The 20,788-nt window shown below is 62.8% G+C and carries 21 protein-coding genes; 13 read left to right on the top strand and 8 right to left on the bottom strand.

What is annotated here, in order from left to right:
* The first annotated feature begins 14 nt into the window (after positions 1-14).
* Positions 15-1,031, top strand: coding sequence for a tryptophan--tRNA ligase (gene trpS, locus MUB52_RS08285; RefSeq protein ID WP_263843739.1), 1,017 nt, complete (start codon positions 15-17; stop codon positions 1,029-1,031).
* 10 nt (positions 1,032-1,041) lie between these two features.
* Here trpS and MUB52_RS08280 read toward each other — a convergent pair whose 3' ends face one another.
* On the bottom strand, positions 1,042-1,473 hold the full coding sequence (locus tag MUB52_RS08280) for a hypothetical protein (RefSeq protein ID WP_263843738.1): 432 nt from the start codon (positions 1,471-1,473) through the stop codon (positions 1,042-1,044).
* Positions 1,474-1,762: 289 nt separating this feature from the next.
* Here MUB52_RS08280 and MUB52_RS08275 point away from each other — a divergent pair, with 289 nt between their 5' ends.
* From MUB52_RS08275 to MUB52_RS08260, 4 genes are all read left to right on the top strand, one after another.
* A complete protein-coding gene (locus tag MUB52_RS08275; RefSeq protein WP_263843737.1) occupies positions 1,763-2,242 on the top strand; it encodes a VOC family protein in 480 nt (159 codons plus the stop codon).
* A 90-nt stretch (positions 2,243-2,332) separates the two neighbouring features.
* Complete coding sequence (locus MUB52_RS08270; RefSeq protein WP_263843736.1) at positions 2,333-3,433, top strand: class II histone deacetylase; 1,101 nt, start codon at positions 2,333-2,335, stop codon at positions 3,431-3,433.
* Between the two features lie 2 nt (positions 3,434-3,435).
* On the top strand, positions 3,436-4,014 hold the full coding sequence (locus tag MUB52_RS08265; protein WP_263843735.1) for a nitroreductase family protein: 579 nt from the start codon (positions 3,436-3,438) through the stop codon (positions 4,012-4,014).
* Entirely contained in the window at positions 4,011-4,736 is a 726-nt protein-coding gene (locus MUB52_RS08260; protein ID WP_263843734.1) for an EI24 domain-containing protein, read from the top strand. Before MUB52_RS08265 ends, MUB52_RS08260 begins: the two co-directional genes overlap by 4 nt.
* On the opposite strand, the gene MUB52_RS08255 is transcribed toward MUB52_RS08260, so the two are convergent.
* The gene (locus MUB52_RS08255; protein WP_263843733.1) at positions 4,666-4,962 is read right to left on the bottom strand and encodes a DUF1467 family protein; all 297 of its coding nucleotides are present in this window, start codon (positions 4,960-4,962) and stop codon (positions 4,666-4,668) included. The two genes, MUB52_RS08260 and MUB52_RS08255, sit on opposite strands and share 71 nt — an antisense overlap.
* 18 nt (positions 4,963-4,980) lie before the next feature.
* A complete protein-coding gene (gene mce, locus MUB52_RS08250) occupies positions 4,981-5,385 on the bottom strand; it encodes a methylmalonyl-CoA epimerase (protein ID WP_263843732.1) in 405 nt (134 codons plus the stop codon).
* Positions 5,386-5,542: 157 nt separating this feature from the next.
* Here mce and MUB52_RS08245 point away from each other — a divergent pair, with 157 nt between their 5' ends.
* Positions 5,543-6,262, top strand: coding sequence for a response regulator (locus MUB52_RS08245; RefSeq protein WP_263843731.1), 720 nt, complete (start codon positions 5,543-5,545; stop codon positions 6,260-6,262).
* Between the two features lie 312 nt (positions 6,263-6,574).
* Here MUB52_RS08245 and aspS read toward each other — a convergent pair whose 3' ends face one another.
* From aspS to MUB52_RS08225, 4 genes are all read right to left on the bottom strand, one after another.
* Positions 6,575-8,575 (bottom strand): aspartate--tRNA ligase, encoded by a 2,001-nt coding sequence (gene aspS / locus MUB52_RS08240; protein WP_263843730.1) that lies wholly within the window; start codon positions 8,573-8,575, stop codon positions 6,575-6,577.
* Positions 8,576-8,697: 122 nt separating this feature from the next.
* Complete coding sequence (locus MUB52_RS08235; protein ID WP_263843729.1) at positions 8,698-9,381, bottom strand: GntR family transcriptional regulator; 684 nt, start codon at positions 9,379-9,381, stop codon at positions 8,698-8,700.
* A gap of 208 nt (positions 9,382-9,589) precedes the next feature.
* Complete coding sequence (gene acdA, locus MUB52_RS08230; RefSeq protein ID WP_263843728.1) at positions 9,590-10,810, bottom strand: 3-sulfinopropanoyl-CoA desulfinase; 1,221 nt, start codon at positions 10,808-10,810, stop codon at positions 9,590-9,592.
* A gap of 94 nt (positions 10,811-10,904) precedes the next feature.
* Positions 10,905-11,753, bottom strand: coding sequence for a LysR substrate-binding domain-containing protein (locus tag MUB52_RS08225; protein ID WP_263843727.1), 849 nt, complete (start codon positions 11,751-11,753; stop codon positions 10,905-10,907).
* Positions 11,754-12,020: 267 nt separating this feature from the next.
* Between MUB52_RS08225 and MUB52_RS08220 the strand changes: the two genes are divergently transcribed.
* Genes MUB52_RS08220 through MUB52_RS08195 form a run of 6 tightly spaced genes read left to right on the top strand, consistent with a single transcriptional unit; the run spans position 12,021 to position 17,968 of the window.
* Complete coding sequence (locus tag MUB52_RS08220) at positions 12,021-14,891, top strand: monovalent cation/H+ antiporter subunit A (protein WP_263843726.1); 2,871 nt, start codon at positions 12,021-12,023, stop codon at positions 14,889-14,891.
* Position 14,892: 1 nt separating this feature from the next.
* Positions 14,893-15,240, top strand: coding sequence for a Na+/H+ antiporter subunit C (locus MUB52_RS08215; RefSeq protein ID WP_263843725.1), 348 nt, complete (start codon positions 14,893-14,895; stop codon positions 15,238-15,240).
* The gene (locus MUB52_RS08210; protein ID WP_263843724.1) at positions 15,237-16,787 is read left to right on the top strand and encodes a monovalent cation/H+ antiporter subunit D; all 1,551 of its coding nucleotides are present in this window, start codon (positions 15,237-15,239) and stop codon (positions 16,785-16,787) included. Before MUB52_RS08215 ends, MUB52_RS08210 begins: the two co-directional genes overlap by 4 nt.
* Position 16,788: 1 nt before the next feature.
* Positions 16,789-17,286: a Na+/H+ antiporter subunit E gene (locus MUB52_RS08205; protein ID WP_263843723.1), complete on the top strand. Its 498-nt coding sequence runs from the start codon at positions 16,789-16,791 to the stop codon at positions 17,284-17,286.
* Positions 17,283-17,570: a K+/H+ antiporter subunit F gene (locus MUB52_RS08200; RefSeq protein WP_318527411.1), complete on the top strand. Its 288-nt coding sequence runs from the start codon at positions 17,283-17,285 to the stop codon at positions 17,568-17,570. The genes MUB52_RS08205 and MUB52_RS08200 overlap by 4 nt, the downstream gene beginning before the upstream one ends.
* Positions 17,567-17,968, top strand: coding sequence for a Na+/H+ antiporter subunit G (locus MUB52_RS08195; protein ID WP_263843722.1), 402 nt, complete (start codon positions 17,567-17,569; stop codon positions 17,966-17,968). The genes MUB52_RS08200 and MUB52_RS08195 overlap by 4 nt, the downstream gene beginning before the upstream one ends.
* Here the strand turns inward: MUB52_RS08195 and MUB52_RS08190 are convergent.
* Positions 17,954-18,895, bottom strand: a complete 942-nt coding sequence (locus MUB52_RS08190) for a LysR family transcriptional regulator (protein WP_263843721.1) — start codon at positions 18,893-18,895, stop codon at positions 17,954-17,956. The genes MUB52_RS08195 and MUB52_RS08190 overlap by 15 nt on opposite strands.
* Positions 18,896-19,033: 138 nt before the next feature.
* On the opposite strand from MUB52_RS08190, the gene MUB52_RS08185 reads away from it, so the two are divergent.
* Positions 19,034-20,746 (top strand): BCCT family transporter, encoded by a 1,713-nt coding sequence (locus MUB52_RS08185; RefSeq protein ID WP_263843720.1) that lies wholly within the window; start codon positions 19,034-19,036, stop codon positions 20,744-20,746.
* The last annotated feature ends 42 nt before the right edge of the window (positions 20,747-20,788 follow it).

Here is a 20,788-nt window from a genome sequence, read left to right as displayed (position 1 = left end):
GAACGGAGCCCGCCATGACCACCCCCGCCTTCACGCCGCGCGTCTTCTCCGGCATTCAGCCGTCGGGCGGGCTGACGCTGGGCAATTACCTCGGAGCGATCAAGCGCTTCGTGCAGATGCAGGACGATGCCTTCGAGACGATCTACTGCATGGTGGATCTGCATGCGATCACCGTCTGGCAGGACCCTGCGGATCTCGCGCACAACACGCGCGAGCTGGCGGCGGGCTTCATCGCCAGCGGCATCAGCCCCGAAAAATCCATCCTGATCAACCAGAGCCAGGTGCCCGAACATGCGCAGCTTGGCTGGATCTTCTCCTGCGTGGCCCGCATGGGCTGGATGCAGCGGATGACCCAGTTCAAGGACAAGGCAGGCAAGAATGCGCAGAACTCGTCGCTCGGGCTTTTTGGCTACCCGGCGCTGATGGCCGCTGACATCCTGATCTACCACGCAACACATGTGCCGGTGGGCGAGGATCAGAAACAGCACCTTGAGCTCACGCGCGATATCGCAACGAAGTTCAACCACGACTACGGCGTCGATTTCTTCCCGATCACCGAGCCGGTGATCGAAGGGGCGGCCACCCGCGTGATGTCACTGCGGGACGGGTCGAAGAAGATGTCCAAGTCGGATCCGTCGGATGCCTCGCGGATCAACATGACCGACGATGCTGACGCCATCGCCAAGAAGATCCGCAAGGCCAAGACCGATCCCGATGCGCTGCCCTCGGACGCGGCAGGCCTTGAAGACCGCCCGGAAGCGCGCAATCTCGTCAATATCTATGCAGCCCTGAACGATCAGTCGGTTGACGAGGTGCTGGCCGAGGTCGGCGGGCAACAGTTCGGCACCTTCAAGCCGCGCTTGGCTGAGCTGGCGGTTGCGAAGCTCTCTCCGATTTCGTCGGAGATGGCGCGCCTGATGAGCGATCCCGCCGAGATCGACCGGATCCTCGCCCGCGGGTCCGAACAGGCGCGGGAGATTGCAGCGCCCATTCTGGCCAAGACCTACGACATCGTCGGGATGGTGCGCTAAAAACCCTGCGCTAGAAGACGTTGCTCATCGCGCCGCCCTTCTTGCGGGAGGCCTCTGCGTTCCTCTGCCAGATGTGGGTCTGCTCGACCCCGGCGCGGGCCAGCTTGCGCCGGGCGCGCGACAGCGCCTGGCGGCCAAACACGTAGGACGACAGGCTGAAGGCGAAGAACCCGTAAGCGCCACAGGTGAAGGCGGCCTTGGTGAAGGGCGCGTCCGGTGAGGCGCCGATCCCTTCGAGGAACAGCATAAGCGCGATCAGCGCGGCGATGACGCTGCCCAGAGCCAGCGCGTGCGACCGGCGCACGCCAAACACCGACCTCAGTGCCGGGATCGGATTATCGTCCTTGTGCAGATTGTGCAGCACATAGCCGGCGGCGGTGCCGATCAGGCCAAAGAGCACGACAAAAAACGCTTTGGTAAAGAGCACAACCAGTAACATCATCACGAAACCCGAAACGGCCGCGGCCACAGTCCGCGGAGAAGCGCCTATTTTCCGTACGATATCGTACAGCGTCAGCGAATTTGCGAAGCGAAACATAGAGTTATCCCCCAAGGTCGACTTTGGATGCTACCATAAGTGGCGAAACGAGTCTCATACATCACGGCGGAAAGGGCGAAATTTCGCCGATCTGCAACAAACGCCACCGCACAGGTGCTGCGCGTTTGTGCATCTCGCACAAGGAACGCGCGGCGTTAAAACTACTCTTATGTAAATAAATTGGAGCACCCGCATGACAAGGCAAGGCGCGGCCATGATTGGCCATGTTCATCTGAAAGTCGCCAATCTTGACCGCGCGATCGCATTCTATCGCGATCTGCTGGGGTTCGAGCTCACCCAGCGATACGGCGATGCGGCGGCCTTTCTCGGGGCTGGCGGTTATCATCATCACATCGGTCTGAATACCTGGCACAGCAAGAATGGGGCACCGCCGCCGGAGGGTCATACCGGGCTCTATCATGCGGCCTTCCTCTACCCGGATCGGCGCAGCCTCGCAGCGGTGCTCAAGCGCGTCCGGGCGGCAGGCATTCCCTTCGACGGTGCGGCGGATCACGGTGTGAGCGAGGCCGTCTACCTGCGGGATCCGGATGGAAACGGTGTCGAGCTATATCGCGACCGTGCGCCCGAGGAATGGCCACGCGACCCGGATGGAGGTCTGGCGATGGTGAACGATCCGCTCGATATCGATGCGCTCATTGCGGAGGCCGGCTGAGCGTGCCCCGATCCCTCATCCTCGCCCCCGACGCATGGACAATTCCCGTACTCTCGGCCACTTTGCGCCGGAACGAGCGGCAGGGTGGATATGGCGACAGGCTTTTTCTGGGACGAACGGTGTTTCTGGCATGCCGGCGGAAACTACACCTTCACGCTGCCGATCGGCGGCCATGTGCAACCGCTTGCCGCGGGTGGGCTGCCGGAAAGCCCCGAGACAAAGCGCAGGCTGAAGAACCTGATGGATGTGACCGGCCTTTCGGACGCGCTCGACATGCGCCGCGCGCCGGAAGCGACCCGCGAGATGCTGCTGCGCGTCCATCCCGAATCCTATCTGGATGCCTTCAAGACGATGTCCGATGCAGGTGGCGGAGAGCTCGGCCGCCGGACGCCCTTTGCCAAAGGCGGCTATGAAATCGCGGCGCTCTCCGCCGGATTGGCCGTCGCCGCAGTGGAGGCCGTCACCACGGGCGCGCTGGACAACGCCTATGCGCTCTCGCGTCCGCCGGGCCATCACTGCCTACCCGATTTCCCGAACGGATTCTGCCTGCTGGCGAACATCGCCATCGCCATCGAAGAGGCGCAGGCGCAGGGCCGCGCGCACCGTGTCGTCGTGCTCGACTGGGATGTGCACCACGGCAATGGTACAGAGGCGATCTACTACGAGCGCGACGACGTGCTGACGATCTCGATCCATCAGGAGGGGAACTATCCGCTCGACACCGGGTCCTTCAGCGACCGGGGAAAAGGGGCCGGGGAGGGCTGCAATCTCAACCTGCCGCTGCCGGCCGGCGCGGGTCACACGGCCTACCTGCACGCGATGGACAGGATCGTGCTGCCTCAGATCGAGGCCTTTGCGCCGGATCTGATCATCGTCGCCTGCGGGTTCGACGCCTCGGCCATTGACCCGCTGGCCCGGATGCTGGCCACGGCGCAGACCTTCCGCGAGATGACCGCGCGCGTGAAATCGGCAGCCGAACGGCACTGCGAGGGGCGCCTCGTGCTGGTTCATGAGGGCGGGTATTCCGAGGCCTACGTCCCGTTTTGCGGCCACGCCACGCTCGAAGCGCTCTCGGGCAGCACAATCACCGCCCCCGATCCGCTGGCCGAGGCATTGAACATTCGTCAGCCCAACCCCAGATTTGATGCCTTCCTGAAAGGCGAAATCGACCGCTTCGCACGAGACCTCTGATCATGCCGACACCCAACCCCTATGCGTTCGACTTTCTGACCACCCGCCGGTCGCGGCCCGCGAAGACATTGGCCGAACCCGTCCCCAGCGCGGCAGAGCTCGAACCGCTGCTGGTCGCAGCAGCCCGCACACCGGATCATGGCAAGCTGGAGCCGTGGCGTTTCATCGTGATCGAAAAAGCGGCGATGGCGCGATTGGCCACGGTCGCACAGGCGCGCGGCGAGGCGCTCGGTCTGCCGGCGGATCAGATCGCGAAAGGCCGTGGACAGTTCGACGATGGGCATTTGGCTGTGGCGGTCATCGAGGTGCAGAAACCATCCGAGAAGATCCCGCCACGCGAACAGAGCTATTCGGCGGGCTGTGTCTGCCTTGCACTGCTGAACGCCGCCCTCGCCTCAGGCTGGGGTGCCAACTGGCTCAGCGGCTGGCCGAGCCACGATCGCAGCTTCATGACGGACGCACTTGGATTGGCCGAGAACGAATGCATCGCCGGCTTCGTTCATATCGGCACTGAGACATCTGCGCCGCCGGAAAGGCCGCGGCCCGATGTCCCGGCACTCACCACCTGGCTCAGCCAATGATCCTCACCGCCTTTTTCAGCGCGCTTGGGCAGATGACGGACCGGCGGTTTCGGCGCGTGCTGCTGCTGGGACTGGCGCTGACGCTCGCCTTGCTGATTGCGGCCTCGGCGGCCTTCGTCTGGCTGATTTCCGGCCTCGTCGGCGAGACCACAACCATCTGGTTCATCGGCGAGGTCTCTTGGCTGCAGGATCTGGTCAGCTGGGGCTCGGCGCTGCTGCTGGCGGTGCTGTCGTCCTTCCTGATGATCCCGGTCGCCTCGGCCATCACCTCGATGTTTCTTGAAACCGTCGCACAGGCGGTCGAGGATGAGCATTACCCGCATCTTCCGCCCGCCACCTCGGTGCCCTTCGGCGACGCGCTGCGCGATACCGTGAACTTCCTGGGGGTACTGATCGCGGCCAATCTGGCCGCCTTGATCCTCTATCTGATTTTTGCCCCTGCCGCGCTCTTCATATTCTGGGGGTTGAACGGGTTCCTGCTGGGCCGGGAATACTTCACGCTGGCGGCCCTGCGCCGGGTCGGGCGCAAGGAGGCAAAGGTGCTGCGCTCACGCCATATGCTGACGATCTGGGCCGCCGGCACGCTGATGGCCATCCCGCTCACGATCCCGCTTCTGAACCTGATCATTCCGATCCTGGGTGCCGCGACCTTTACTCACCTGTTTCACTTGCTGGCGCCGCAGGGGAGCCACGGCCAAACCAGTCAAGATCGCGCACGGTAATCACCTCGAACACGATGATGGCCGAGATGATCGCCCAGAGCACGAGGCTGATCCACGTGGTGATCCACGCCTTCTTGCGCAGGTTGTGAACTTCCGGCGCGCCTGCGTGGGTGCCCGGCACGATCTCACCTAGATCCCCTTGGGTTTTCACGCGGATCGGAAGCACGATCAGGAAGGTCATCGACCAGATCACGGCAAAGAGCACAAGCGCGGATGTAATGCCCATGAGGCAGCCTCCTGACGGTCAGACCTGCTCGAGCTCGACGAGGCAGCCGTTGAAGTCCTTTGGATGCAGGAACAACACGGGTTTGCCATGCGCCCCGATCTTCGGCTCGCCCGAGCCCAGCACCCGCGCGCCCGTTTGCATCAGATGGTCCCGCGCTGCCAGAATATCATCGACCTCGTAGCAGACGTGGTGGATGCCGCCCGCGGGGTTCTTGTCGAGAAACCCCTGGATCGGGCTGTTCTCTCCAAGGGGATAGAGCAGCTCGATCTTGGTGTTGGGCAATTCGATGAAGATAACCGTCACACCGTGGTCGGGCTCGTCCTGTGGCGGACCGACATTTGCGCCCAGTGCTGTGCGGTACTGATCGGCGGCGGCGTCCAGATCCGGCACGGCAATGGCAACGTGGTTGAGGCGTCCGATCATCGTCTCTGCTCCGGTTGTGCACAACTGCTGCTGCTTATGCTGCGGGCCCCTGGCAGATGCAAGGGACGCAACGCCGCGGGCGCCGGACTGCCATTAACGTGCTGTTAGCCATCTGTACGCCATGGTGACCGGCGACTCGAGTCACCCGGAGACGATCATGGATAGAACGGACCCCTTCGCAGCGACTATTCCCGCACCAACCGCATCTCGCCCCCTGTTGGGCCTGACGGTACTTGTGATCGAGGACAGCCGATTTGCCTGCGAGGCGATGCGGCTTCTGTGCCTGCGCAGCGGGGCGCGGATTCGCCGTGCCGACTGCATGCGCTCGGCGCGGCGCCACCTGCAGGTCTATCGCCCCTCCGTGGTGATCGTCGATATCGGCCTGCCCGACGGCAATGGCATCGATCTGATCTCCGAGCTGACGAAGACCGAGCCGCGCGTCGATGTCGTGCTCGGGACCTCAGGCGACATCGACGGTGAAGAGCTGGCGATGCAAGCCGGCGCGGATGGGTTTCTGGAAAAGCCGATCACCTCGCTTGCGCTGTTCCAGCAGGCCGTGCTCTCCAATCTGCCGGCCGACCGGCAACCCACCGGGCTGCGCGAGTTGCCTGACGAGATCATCCACCCCGACCGCATGGCCTTCCAGGACGATATGGCGCATATCGCCGATGTGCTGGAGGATCCGCCCGATGAGCAATCGCTCGACTACGTCGCGCAGTTCCTCGGCGGTGTGGCACGCTCCGCGCAGGACCAGGTGTTGGAGCAGGCGGCGGAAGCGCTGGCCAAGAAACGCGCGGCTGGCGAACCTGCCACCACCGAGACCGCGAAGATCGCCGGTTTGATCCAGGAACGCCTGACCCAGAAACTCGCGATCTAAATCGTGTCGCCTTCGAGTTGAGAAAGAGCACATCGCCTATTGCGTCGATTTCATTGAAATCAGGCCGCAACAGGGGATGCAGGTTCAAGGCGAATTGCTTTTGAGCGTCTCGGCCTCACGGCGCGGTCATAGGGATCCGACGTCGTGCGTCGCGCTCACCTTTTTGGCAGAGGCAGCCAAACCCGGCGTGGAACCTGGACAGAGCGCACTCCACTCCACCGCCGTCCGCGGCACCGATGCGCCGAGGAAGGACGGGGGCGAGGCCGCAGAGCGGCCGCGCGTGATCCCCGGGCAGCCGCCCCGGAGAGGCCGTCACTCCTGCGGAATGATCCGCAATCCCAGCTCCATCAACTGATCGCTGGTCGGATCGGACGGTGCCGCCATCATCAGGTCCTCGGCCCTCTGGTTCATCGGGAAGAGGATGACCTCGCGGATGTTCTGTTCTTCGGCCAGCAGCATCACGATCCGGTCGATGCCAGCAGCACAACCGCCGTGCGGCGGCGCCCCGTATTGGAAGGCGTTGACCATGCCTCCGAAGCGCTTGCGCACCTCGTCTTCGCCGTAGCCTGCGATCTCGAAGGCCCTGAACATGATCTCTGGCTTGTGGTTCCGGATCGCACCCGAGACCAGCTCGTAGCCGTTGCAGGCCAGATCATATTGATACCCCAGCACGTCGAGCGGATCGCCGTCCAGCGCCGCCATGCCCCCCTGCGGCATCGAGAAGGGGTTGTGTTCGAAGTCGACCTTGCCGGTGTCCTCGTCCTTCTCATAGATCGGGAAGTCCACGATCCAGGCGAAGGCAAACCGGCTTTCGTCGGTCAGACCAAGCTCGGCGCCGATCACATTACGCGCCTTGCCCGCGATCGCCTCGAAGGTCTTGGGCTTGCCACCAAGGAAGAAGGCGGCGTCGCCAACGCCGAGCCCCAGCTGCTGCCGGATCGCCTCGGTTCGCTCGGGACCGATGTTCTTGGCCAGCGGTCCGGCCGCTTCGTAGTCGCCATAGACCCCATCAATTATCAGTTTCGCGCGTTCAGGCTCTCCATTTTTGAGATGCTCTGCAATCAACTCTGTCATTGCTCCATCATGCCATTCGGCAGGAAAGTTATCGTCCCAGTATTGCGCAGCCTTTTCGGCAGCTCTCGGTTGACCTTCCATGACTTCAAGGGCGATCATTCTCCCGGTTTCTTGAATAACTGCTCTTTTTTCTGCTTCCGTGACCGCAGCATCCTTTTTTCGCCAGAAGATGTAGCCCATGCCCGGCAGCCCCTCTTTCTGGGCAAAGGCGTTCATCCGGTCACAGAACTTGCGGCTGCCGCCGCCCGGCGCCGGGATCGCGCGGATCTCGGTGCCTTCCTGCTCCAGCAGCTTGGCGAAAATCGCAAAGCCTGAGTCTGCAAAATGCTCCGAAACCAGCTGCATCCTGATCGGGTTGCGCAGGTCGGGCTTGTCCGTCCCGTACCACAACGCCGCATCCTTGTAAGAGATCTGCGGCCACTCCTGATCGACGGTCTTGCCGCCACCGAACTCGTCGAAGATGCCCGTCAACACCGGCTGGATCGCGTCGAAGACATCCTGCTGCTCAACAAACGACATCTCCAAATCGAGCTGATAGAAATCGGTCGGCGAGCGGTCGGCGCGCGGATCCTCATCGCGGAAACACGGCGCGATCTGGAAGTATTTGTCGAAGCCCGAGACCATCAGCAGCTGCTTGAATTGCTGTGGCGCCTGCGGCAGCGCGTAGAACTTGCCGGGATGCAAACGCGACGGCACAAGAAAGTCGCGCGCGCCTTCAGGGCTGGAGGCGGTGATGATCGGCGTCTGATACTCGCGAAAGCCGCTGTCCCACATGCGGCGGCGGAGCGAGGCAACCACATCCGAGCGCAGCACCATGTTGGCCTGCATCTTCTCGCGCCGCAGATCGAGATAGCGATACCGCAGACGGGTCTCTTCAGGGTATTCCTGATCGCCGAACACCTGGAGCGGCAGCTCCCCGGCGTCACCCAGAACCTCCATCTCGCGGATGAAGACCTCGATCGCTCCGGTGGGAATTTTCGGGTTCACCAATGCGGCATCACGCGCCTTCACGTCGCCGTCGATCCGGATGCACCATTCGGCGCGCAGCTTCTCCACCTCGCCAAAGGCCGCACTGTCCGGATCGCAAAGCAGCTGCGTGATCCCGTAATGATCGCGGAGGTCGATGAACAGAACCCCGCCATGATCGCGCACGCGATGCACCCAGCCTGAGAGGCGAACGGTTTCGCCCACGTTCTCGGCGGTCAGATCGGCGCAGGTGTGGCTGCGGTATGCGTGCATCGGAGGATTCCTTTGGGGCCTGATTTTCGCGCCAGATACACCGTTTGGGTAAGGGGAAGTCAAGCCGTCTGCCGCGGCGGCATCGGGGCCTCGTACAGCTCGGTCTTGCGGCTGAGGGCGGCCTACAGGGCCCGCAGGCGGTGGCGTTCCAGAAGATCCACCAGCATTTCACGCGACTGCTGCCGATGCGCGCGGTGTGCCGCACGCGCGATATCCGCATCCCCCTGCTCGATCGCCTGGTAGACCCGCCGGTGCGCTTCGTTCGATTTCAGCGGCAGCGGCCGCATGAAGAGCGTGGTCGCCCGCGCGCGGCGGACCTGATCGCGCATCATGCTGACGATCATTTCGATCCTGCGGTTCTGGCCCAGGCGGACCAGCTCGGCATGGAACCGGTCATCGGCCAGCGCCCATCCCTCCAGGTCTTCGGCCGCCAGAGCGCGCTCCATGTCCTCGATCGCCTGTCCCAGGTCGGCGAGATCATTCGCGTCGTAGTTCCGCTGTGCCGCCTGTTCGGCCGCAAGGCTCTCCAGCTCTGTCAGAACGTCGTAGATCTCGCGCATGTCATCCGGAGAGACGGGCAGAATGCGCACGCCCTTGCGGGGCTTCAGCTCCAACAGGCCCTGGCCTTCCAGCATCAGCACGGCTTCGCGCACAGGCGTGCGCGACATATCGAGAAGGGCGGCAAGTTCGGATTCCAGATGGTTCGATCCAGCCGCGAGTTGGCCCGAAAAAATCATCTCGCGCAGTTCCTGCAACGCGCGTTGAGCGTTGGACAGCGGTTTGAGCGTGGTCTCGTTCGAGGGCATTCCGATGATACTTTCGGCATCGCGCAGCACTGATTACCCGTCAAGAAGGCCCCAAATGGCACCGCATTGCAAGAGAACACCGCGGAAAGGCGGCTAAAATTCGAGAGGATTTGCGACGGTCGGCCGGTCGCATCACTTCAACTGTGGCGCGAAAAGCGGACGCGGGCGTCGCGTGAGCTGTGGCCCGTGCTGGGTCGGAGATGCGCGCCTACTGCGTCAGATACCCGGCGCGGGTCTGCGGCGTTTTCATGTCAAGCACCTTGCCCGCAATCAGGTTACGCAGCATCTGGGCTGTGCCCCCTCCAATGGTAAACATCCGGGCGTCCCGGACGATCCGTTCAATGGGCGCGTTGCGGGAGTATCCGCTCGCACCGTGCAGTTGCAGCGCGTCGTTGGTCACTTTGACCGCCATCTCCGATGCAAAGACCTTGGCCTGTGCCGCCAGCATGGGATCCGGGAACCCGCTTGCTCGCTGCTCCGCGCTCTTGGCCGCGCGCCAGATCATCAGCCGAGCCGCATCGATCTGCGTCGCCATATCGGCGAGCATCCATTGCAAGCCCTGAAATTCCGCCAGCGGGCGCCCGAATTGCTGGCGCGATTTGACATGGGCACACGCGCTTTCAAAGGCGGATTGCGCAAGGCCAAGCGCGACAGTGGCCGCGCCTACACGTTGCGCGTTATAGGCATCCATCAGACGCGCAAAGCCGCAGGCGGGGCCGTCTGCAGGCCCGAGAAGGCGATCGGCGGGCAGCCGTATGCCGTTGAAATGCAGCGCCGTTTCCGGAATTCCCCGCAAGCCCATCGTGGGTTCGCGCGCGCCAACTTCGAAGCCGTCGTCATCCGGGAAGACCAGAAAGCCGGCGATCCCCTTGGGCGCGCCATCGTCCACCACTTGCGCAAAGACGAGATGCAGGCGCGACACGCCGCCGCCGGTGATCCAGTGCTTCATCCCATTCAGCACCCAGGCATCGCCGTGCCGGGTCGCAGTTGTGACCATCTCGGTCGCCGCACTGCCCGCGCCGGGCTCGGTGATGCAGATGGCGGGCTTGTCGCCGGCCAATACATGACGCGCGGCAATCTCCTTCTGTTCAGGCGTTCCATAAGCGAGGACCGCCCCGACCGCCCCCATGTTGCCTTCGACGGCGATGCGGCCCGACACACCGCAGCAGCGCGCAAACTCTTCCACCACCAGCACAATGTCGGCGCAGCGAAGCCCGGGCCCGCCGAGATCTTCAGGCACGCACATTCCCATAAACCCCGCTTCTGCCATTTGCGACACAACCGCCGCAGGATAGGTCTCGGTCCGGTCGGTCTCAACGGCCTGCGGACGCAGCACGCGCTCGGCAAAGGCCCGCGCGCGCGCCTTCAGCGCGGTTTCCATATCATCCAGGAAAAGGGAATGGGTCGGCTCAAGGTCTTGATCGAACATCGTGTCACTTTCGAGTTGCTGGATCGACCGTAACATGTTTTGAATTATTGATGTTAGTGAGTTGTCCTCGCAGATAATGTGAGAATAACAAAATCTATAGCGCTCTCAGAAACGCTTTGATCAGCGGGTCCTCCGGCGCCTCAGCCATCAGCAGTGCACCTACGTCGCGCACGAAAGGCGGGTCGCCGAACGGCACAGCGCGCAGGCCCGGCCAGCTGGCTTCACGGCCGCGGCAGACCGGGACAATCGACACCCCAAGCCCCTCCCGCACCAGCGTCTCGATGGCATCAAGCGAGTCGATCTCCATCGTGGCGTTGACCTCGAGCCCCCGAGCTTCAAGGTGAGATTCGATTGCGCCACCGGCCCAGGTCTTCCGGTTGAACCAGATGAAGGGGTTGGAGGTGAGCAGATCGCGCTCGCCACCGGCCGTATCCTCGGGCGCAATCACCACCAAGGGCTCGCGCGCGATGTGGTGCCAAGCAAGCCCGGCCATCGGTTGCGGCGGCCGTGTGCAGATCGCGATGTCGAGTGCCCCACGCTGCAGTTGCTCGGCCAGTTTGTCCGAGCCGCCGCTGTGCACATCGATCGAAAGGTCCGGATGATGCGTGCGAAGCGTGGCAAGCGCGCCCGGCAGGAAGCTGCCCAGAACCGTCGGCACCGCGCCCACCCTGAGCCGACCGTGAACCACCTGACCCGTTACGATGGTTTGCGTCGCATCGAAGAGCTTCACGACCTTGCGCGCGTGGTCGACCAGAGCCTTGGCCTTCGGGGTCGGAGCCGGTGGACGCACCATCCGGTCGAAGAGCGCCAGGCCGAGCTCCTGTTCGAGCGCCTTGATCTGCAAGCTGATGGCAGAATGCGACCGCCCCACGCTGTCTCCCGCCGCGGCGAAGGACCCTTCGTCGATCACCGCGATCAAGATGCGCATTTGCTGGATATTCATGGGCCGATGCGTGGTTGGAGGCAGACCGGTGCGGACGCACCACCCCTGCTTCTATGCCATCCGGCCGCCTCGGTCCATCGGTAGAGCAGTACGTCGGTGGCATCGGCGCTTTTGAGCAGGTCGCCTCCGACGCTGTCTTGGAGGCAAGTGGCGACACAAAAACCTCAACATCGCATTTTCTGCCGATTTTCGTCGGTTCGACTTGAGAAGCGCCCCGTTCTGACACAGATAATGGTGGAATTTTCCGCCCGAATGACAGGAGTTCCTGTGTCCCTCTTCCTGATTGTTGCATTGCCATTTTTGGGTGCATTGCTTCCTGGACTGATGAACTCCGCAGGCCGGCAGGCGTGCGCGGGTCTGACGTTCACTGTCTCGCTGGCGGCCTTCATCGGTTTGCTGACCAACCTGCCGGCGGTGCTTGCGGGCGATGTCGTGACAGCGCGGGTCGACTGGATTCCGAGCCTTGGTATGAACTTCACGCTCATGCTCGACGGGCTTGGGTTCTTCTTTGCCTTTCTGATCCTCGGCATCGGGCTCCTGATCATCGCCTATGCCCGCTCGTACCTCGCGCGCGACGACAACATGGGGGAGTTCTTCACCTATCTCCTGCTTTTCCAAGGCGCGATGGTCGGGATTGTCCTGAGCGATAACATCCTGCTTTTGCTGGTGTTCTGGGAGCTTACGTCGCTCTCGTCCTTCCTGCTGATCGGATACTGGAAGCACCTGCCCGAAGGCCGCCAGGGCGCGCGCATGGCGCTGACCGTGACCGGCATGGGCGGGCTGTCGATGATCGGTGGCATGCTGATCCTGGGCCAGATCGCAGGCAGCTACGACCTGAGCGTCATTCTGCAGAACCGCGACCTCATCCAGGCCGACCCGCTTTATGTGCCTGCCTTGTTGCTGATCCTGCTGGGCTGTTTCACGAAGTCCGCACAATTCCCCTTCCATTTCTGGTTGCCGCACGCGATGGCGGCACCCACGCCTGTGTCGGCCTATCTGCACTCTGCCACGATGGTGAAGGCCGGGATCTTTCTGATGGCGCGGATGTGGCCGGTGCTGTCGGGCACGCCGGAGTGGTTCGTGATCGTGACCACGGCTGGGCTGCTGACGATGGTGATCGGTGCGGTGATCGCGCTCTTCAAACATGACCTCAAGGCGCTTCTGGCCTTTTCAACCGTGAGCCACCTCGGCCTGATCACCATGCTGCTGGGGACAGGCACCACCTTTGGTGCGATGGCGGCGGTATTCCATATCCTCAACCACGCGACGTTCAAGGCCGCGCTCTTCATGTCGGCCGGAATCGTCGATCACGAAGCGCATACGCGGGATATCCGACGCTTGGGCGGGTTGCGTCACCTGATGCCGATCACCTTCGTGATTGCAACCATCGCAGCACTGTCGATGGCAGGCATTCCCTTCCTCAACGGCTTCCTCTCCAAGGAAATGATGTTGGAGGAGGCGACCCATACCACACTCTTTGGCGCGTGGTGGCTGGTCCCCGCTCTTGCAACCTTTGGCTCGCTTTTCTCCGCCGCCTATTGCTTCCGCCTGATCGGGCACACATTCCTCGGCCCGGTCCGCGACGACTACCCCACGAAGCCGCATGATCCCGGCGCCGGCATGTGGCTGCCCCCGGCGATCCTCGTCGTGCTGGTTGTCGTGATCGGCGTTGCCCCGTTCCTCGTTCAGGACTTCGTATTCCTCGTCGCCAAATCCGTGATCGGCGGGGTGGGCGAGCTGGAGGTCAAATACATCAAGATCTGGCACGGCTTGGTCCCGGCGCTCTTCATGTCGATTGCCGCGGTGGTGGGCGGCCTGCTGCTCATGACGGTCTTCAACCCCGCGCTGCGGATGTGGGATGCCGCCCCGCGCCCCGAGGCCAAGACCATTTTTGAAGCACTCATCGCAGCGGTCGTCGCGCTGGCGGAGCGGGTGATCCATGGTCTGCACAACGGCGCCTTCTCGCGCTATGGCGCGATCATGGCGGTCACCGTGATCGGCGCGGGCTACTACGCCTGGGCGACCGGTTCGGTGGCGGCTGCCACACGCGAGATGCAGCCCATCACGCCAATGGCAGCCGCGGGGTGGCTGATGCTGGTTGCAGCCACCCTCGGCATGGTCTTCCTGCACCGCAACCGGCTTTTGTCGCTGATCCTGATCGGAATCACGGGGCTGATGGTCTCGGTCGGCTTCGTGTTCTTCAGCGCGCCGGATCTCGCGATGACCCAGATCACCGTCGAGGTGGTCACCATCATCCTTCTGCTGCTTGCGCTCAATTTCCTGCCCAACCGGACGCCCTTGGAGAGCACCGTGATGCGCCGGACGCGGGATGCGGCCATCGCGGTCGCGGGCGGGCTCGCCGCCATGGGAATGGCCTGGCATTTCCTTGTCCGCGAGGCGGTCACCTCGCCCATATCGCAGTTCCACCTGGCGAATTCCTACAAGGGCGGCGGCGGCACGAACGTCGTCAACGTGATCCTCGTGGACTTCCGGGGCTTTGATACCTATGGCGAGATCATCGTGCTCGGCATAGCCGCGCTGCTGATCTACGCGCTGACCGAAACGCTGCTGTCCGGACCGGTGCGGGCGCGCCTGCTGAACCGCACACCCGACCAGCCGCGCGCGGGCGACATGCACCCCACGATGATGGTGGTGCTGACCCGCGTGATGATGCCGGTTGTGCTCATGGTCGGCTTCTACATCTTCCTGCGGGGACACAACGAACCGGGTGGGGGGTTCATCGCGGGGCTGGTCGTCTCCATCGCCGTGGTCATGCAATATATGGCCAGCGGCTTTGGCTGGACCTCGGCGCGCCTGCGCTATCCCTATCACGGCATCATCGGCGCAGGCGTCCTGATCGCGGGGCTTACCGGCATCGGGTCGTGGTTTGTGTCGAAACCCTTCCTCACCTCAGATTTCACCTACGTGCGCATCCCGCCCTTCCAGGAGTTCGAATTGGCGACCGCTGCGCTCTTCGACCTCGGCGTCTTCCTCGCGGTGGTCGGCGCCGTGATGCTGTCGCTGGAAAGCTTCTCGCGCCTCGCGCGGCGCGCCCATGTCAAGGATCCCGAACACCCGATGGATATCGACCCCTCCCGAGACGACCCGCAACCCGTTGCCGTGAAGGAGGGCGTGTGACATGGAGCTGCTCGTCGCCTCTGCCATCGGCGTTCTGACCGGCGGCGGCATCTATCTGATGCTGCGGTTGCGGACCTTCCCGGTGATCCTCGGGATCTCGCTTTTGACCTATGCCGTGAACGTGTTCCTCTTTGCTTCCGGACGGCTCAGCATCGGCGGGCCGCCGATCTTGCGCGATGGGGTAGAGTTCTATGCCGATCCGCTGCCGCAGGCGCTGGTGCTCACGGCCATCGTGATCTCCTTCGGCATGACGGCGGTGGTCGTGATGATCGCTCTCGGCGCCTACCTGGGGGCCGACGATGACAGTGTCGATGACCCGGCCGAACCCAGCACGGGAGAGGTCAAATGACCCATTGGATCGTTGCGCCCATTGTCCTGCCGGCCCTTCTGGCGCCCTTCATCGTTCTGGCCGCGCGCTATCACATCGGCATTCAGCGGGTCTTTTCCGTCGCAGGTGTGGTGGCGCTGATCGCCATCGCTGCGGGCCTGATGTGGCAGGCGTCCGACGGCACTATCACGCTCTATCAGCTTGGTGACTGGGCCGCCCCTTTCGGCATCGTGGTTGTCGCTGACCGGCTCTCGACCATGATGGTGATGCTGACGTCGGTCTTGGCACTCTTCGTGCTGCTCTATGCCATCGGGTCCGAATGGGATGATCGGGGCCGGCACTTCCATGCGCTCTTTCAGTTTCAGCTCATGGGGATCATGGGGGCGTTCCTGACAGGCGACCTCTTCAACCTCTTCGTCTTCTTCGAGGTGCTGCTGATTGCCTCTTATGGCCTGATGATCCACGCAGGCGGCAATGCGCGGCTGCGCGCGGGCGTGCAATATGTGCTCTTCAACCTGCTGGGCTCGACACTCTTTCTCTTCGCGCTGGGGTCGATCTATGCCGAGACCGGGACGCTGAACATGGCCGACCTCGCGCAACGGGTGACGCTGATCGATCCGGCAGAGACAGTCGGTGTCCGGCTCGCCGCCGTGCTGCTGCTGCTGGTCTTCGCGATCAAGGCCGCGGTGCTGCCGCTGCACTTCTGGCTGCCGTCGAGCTATGCCGAAGCGCCCGCGCCGGTCGCAGCGCTCTTCGCGATCATGACCAAGGTGGGCGCCTATGCGATCATCCGGGTCTACACGATGGTCTTCAGCCCCGATCTGGAGGTCACGGCGGGGCTGCACACCACATGGCTGCTGCCCGCCGCTCTTGCCTCGCTCGCGATCGGCATGATCGGCATATTGGCCGCTCGGCATTTCGACAGGCTCGTCGCGTTTGCGATCATTGGCTCGATGGGCATGGTGATGGTTTCGATTTCGCTCTTCACGCCGACCAGTATCACCGCCGCACTGTATTACACGGTGCACTCGACGCTGGCAGGGGCGGCGCTGTTCCTGATCGTCGATCTGGTGCGCAGCGGCCGCGCAAACCTGCGGCTGACCGCGCAGCCGGTTGTGCCCGGCGCGGTGCTGACCTCCGCGCTGTTCTTTGCAGCCGCCATCGCAATGGCGGGGCTGCCACCACTCTCGGGCTTTCTCGGCAAGCTTCTGGTGCTCGACGCGGCCTTCGATTCCACGTCAACCGCGTGGATCTGGGCGATCGTTCTAATTTCCAGCCTGATCGCCGTGGTCGGGTTTTCCCGCGCCGGCAGCGTGCTGTTCTGGAAGGCCAAGGCCACGCCCGCCCCGGAGGAGGATGCTACCGAAGAGGATGCGGCCGCTCCGGCCACGCTTTCCTATGTTGCCGTCGGTGGGCTCCTGTCGCTTTTGGTGGCACATACGGTCTTCGCAGGGCCCGCCACCCGTTATATGACAGGGGTGTCCGAACAGCTCTTCAACCCTGCGCCCTATATTGCGACCGTCCTCGAGACGCCCGGAAAGCTCAGCACGCCGACGGAGGGATACTGACATGAACGCGTTTCGCTGGCTTCTGCCGCATCCCCTGCTGACGCTGCTGTTGGCCCTGGTCTGGACGCTGCTGCAAAACCAGGTCTCGGCGGGAATGGTGGTCTTCGGGCTGATCCTCGGCATCCTCATCCCCTGGGTCACATCGGCCTGGTGGCCGGACACCCCGAAGTCATTCCACCTCAGCCGGATGGTCACCTACAGCATCATGGTGATCTGGGACATCATGGTCGCTAATGTGGAAGTCGCCTGGATCGTGCTCACCAAGCCGAATTCCAAACTGAGACCTGCCTGGATCGTCGTGCCGCTTGAGCTGAAACAGCCTGAGGCGATCACGATTCTTGCCGGCACCATCACGCTGACCCCCGGAACCGTCTCGGCAGACCTGTCCGACGAGGGGCACAGCCTGCTGGTGCACGTGCTGCACACCGATGACCCAGATGGGGTCAGAGACGAGATCAAGTCGCGGTACGAGCGGCGCCTGAAGGAGATTTTTGCATGAGCTTTGCCACCCAGTTGATGGATGTCGCGCTGATCATCGCCTTCGTTGTGGCGGTGCTGGCGCAGATCATGTCGATGATCCGGCTGGTTCTCGGGCCGTCGACCGGAGACCGGATCCTTGCGCTCGACACGATGGTCGTGAACGCGATTGGTCTGATCGTTCTGCTGGGCATCGCGCAGGGTGTCCGCATCTACTTCGAGGTCTCGCTGATCATCGCGATGCTCGGCTTTGTCTCGACGGTGGCCTATGCGCGGTTCGTGCTGCGGGGAGATATCATCGAATGAGCGGCGAGATCATCATGACCTATGCGATTGCCATCAGCCTTCTGGTTGGGGCGATCTTTGCGCTGGTGGGGGCCATCGGCTTGCTGAAGTTCAACGATTCGATGACGCGCCTGCATGCCCCGACCAAGGTGGGTACGGTGGGCATCGGTGCGTTCCTGCTGGCGTCGATGCTGCATTCGTTCACCTACGGCGAAGGGTCGATGCATGAGTTGCTGATCATGGCGTTCCTCTTCGTGACCGCTCCGATCTCGGCAAACTTCATGGCCAAGGTCAACATTCACAGGCGCGCGTGCGACACGCCGCCATCGCCGCCGCGTGACGACACCTGGTCGACCCTCAATGTCCCCGAGGAAGACAAGCACGTGTCGGACACTGCCGCTCCCTCACACCGGATCTGACGCCGCAGTCGCATGCGCCTCGATGAGGCAGCGCAGAAACTCCTCCGCCTTGCGGTCCGAGGCAGGCTTCTTGCGGAGGATGGCGGCAAAACGGGTCGAATAGCCGGTATCTGCCGGAGCCACGGCGCGCACCGCGCCCTTGTGCAGCAGCGTGTCTGCAACATGATCGGCGAGATACCCGAGGTACCGCCCCGACTGGATCAGCAGCGACAGCGCTTCTTCTTCTTGTACGCGCGCCGCGCGGCGGATGCCGAGCCGCTGCCCCGCCATCATGTTGGGCGAGTTGAACGCGTAGCCGGCGTACTTGTACCGCGCGAGGTCCAGGTCAGCAGCCCGCGCGGTCGGATCGGCGTGGAACAGCGGGTGCCCCTCTCCGCAATGAAGCGTCATATGCTCGTCATAGAGAGGCGTGTACTGCAGCGCGCTCGACTGGCGGTGGATCGGAACAATGGCGACATCGAGGCTGCCGTCCGTGACCCGGGCCTCCAGAACCCCCGGTGGCGCCAGCGCGATCTCGAAGGCCACATCGGGTGCCGTCCGGTCGAAGGACTGGATCGCCCGATGCACTGCGGCGTTCGGATTTGTCGTTGACTGGTCGAACAGGCCAAGCCGCAGCGTGCCTGTCAGATGCGTGTGAATATTGTCGATATGCGCCTGGAAGCCGTCAATCGCCGCAAGCAATTCATGCGCTGCGTCAAGTACTTGCTCGCCTTCCGGGGTCAGCGAAAACCCCGACGGTCCCCGGTTGCAGAGCTTCAGACCGATGCGCAGTTCCAGATCAGCGATATGCTTCGAGATTGTCGAGCGGCCGATGTTGAGCTCGAGCTCGGAGGCGGCGAACCCGCCGCATTCGGTGACCGTGATGAACACGCGGATCAGCCGGATGTCTACATCGCTCAGAGAGCGCAGGAGTGCACGTTTTGCCATCCAAAGTTTCTCGGAGTTCAAACTATAGTTGGTAATGTTGCCGTTTATCAAACACTATACAAGTTATACTCTTGACCCTACCATGACAGGTGGATCCGTGCGTCAGATGCGGTTCTACAGGGAACAGGGAGCTCATAAATGTCATTAAAACCCCCATTATCGGATCTGCCGATCAAAACCGCTGAAAGCGGTTTCTACAACGGCTTTTCCAAACAGGTCGCGGTACCGGCCAAGATCATCATCTCAGCGCTCGTGGTTTGGGCCATCGTCTGGCCGGAATGGGCGGGGCAGGTGCTCGGCGCCTGGAACTCCGCGATCCTCGCCTCAGCGGCAGGCTGGTACATCTGGACCGTGACGTTCTTCGTGATCGTCTGCCTTGGTCTAGCCATCTGGCCGACAGCTGGACGGCTAAACCTGGGCATCGAGGGCGAAAAACCCGAATTCTCGAATTTCTCCTGGTTCTCGATGATGTTCGGCGCGGGTATCGGCGTCGGCATGCTCACATGGGCGGTCGCCGAACCGGTGGCGCATTTCCAGAACAACCCCTCCGTCATCCAGGGCATCACCACCGCACGGGCCGAGGATAACATCCTGACGGCCTACACCTGGTCCTACCTGCACTGGGGCCTCGGCGCCTGGGCGTGTTATGCCGTTGCGGGACTGGGGCTCGCGTTCTTCACCTATCGTCGCGGCCTGCCCCTGACGATCCGGTCGTCGCTGACACCGCTCTTCGGGGCGCGTCTGTCTGGCGCGCTGGGTCACTTGATCGATATCGTGGCCGTGGTTGCAACCATCCTCGGCGTGGCACAGACCCTCGGTTTCGGCGTCGATCAGTTCGTTGCGGGCATGACCCGGATCGGCATCAGCGGTCTCGTGCATCCCGAAGGCGCTGTGAATGCTGACGGCGAAAGCATTGGGAACACCGTCAACACCGTCGGCATCATCGTCGCCCTGCTGATCATCATGGGCGCCTCGACGCTCTCGGCCCTCTCGGGTGTCGGAAAAGGCATCAAATGGTTGTCGAACATCAACATGGTGTTGTCGATCTTCCTGCTGAGCTTCTTCATCCTCTTCGGAGCGACCTGGTTCGGCTTCCACGCCTTCTTCGTCGGTATCTGGGAGTATCTGATCGCCCTGCCGTTCCTCAGCTTCAACGTCTATGCGTCCGACGGTGTAGAAGGCTCGGAAGCCTTCCTGCTGGCGCAATGGCAAGGCTGGTGGCCGGTGTTCTACTGGGCCTGGTGGATCGCTTTTGCACCCTTCGTGGGGCTGTTCCTCGCGCGCATTTCGCGTGGCCGGACAATCCGGGAGTTCGTGCTGGGGGCGATGATCGTGCCGTCGCTGATGTGCTTTGTCTGGTTTGCCTGGGCCGGTGGCACCGCCATTGACTTGGAGTTGAACGGCGGCGCCAACGGGTTGATCTATGACGCGGGCAACGGCGACAAGATCTTCGCGATGACCGAGTACATGCTCGCCCCCATCGCCGATCTTCTGGCCTGGGGCATGGCCCTCGTGATCGTGGTGCTGCTGATGACCTTCCTTGTCACCTCGGCGGACTCGGCCGTGCTGATCGTGAACACCATCAATGCGGCCGGCGATGAAGGCCCCAAAGCGCGCCCCCACATCCTCTTCTGGGGATCGGCGCTCGGCCTGGTGGTGGCTGGTCTTCTGATTTCGGGCGGCACCTCGGCGATCCAGACCGCGATGGTCATCGGGGCCTTGCCCTTCTCGATCGTGATGGTGTTGATGTGCTTTGCGCTGATCAAGGCGATCTTCAACGATGGCCGCCGTGAGGCAGCCGGCGTGCCAACGACCATCGAGCCCGAGGTCTCTGCCAACCCGGCGGAGTAACGCAACAGACGAATGAACAGAGAAAGCCCCGCCCCGTGCGGG

Source organism: Roseobacter sinensis, from assembly GCF_025755255.1.
Lineage (GTDB): Bacteria > Pseudomonadota > Alphaproteobacteria > Rhodobacterales > Rhodobacteraceae > Roseobacter > Roseobacter sinensis.
This window is presented reverse-complemented; position numbering and strand designations above follow the sequence as displayed.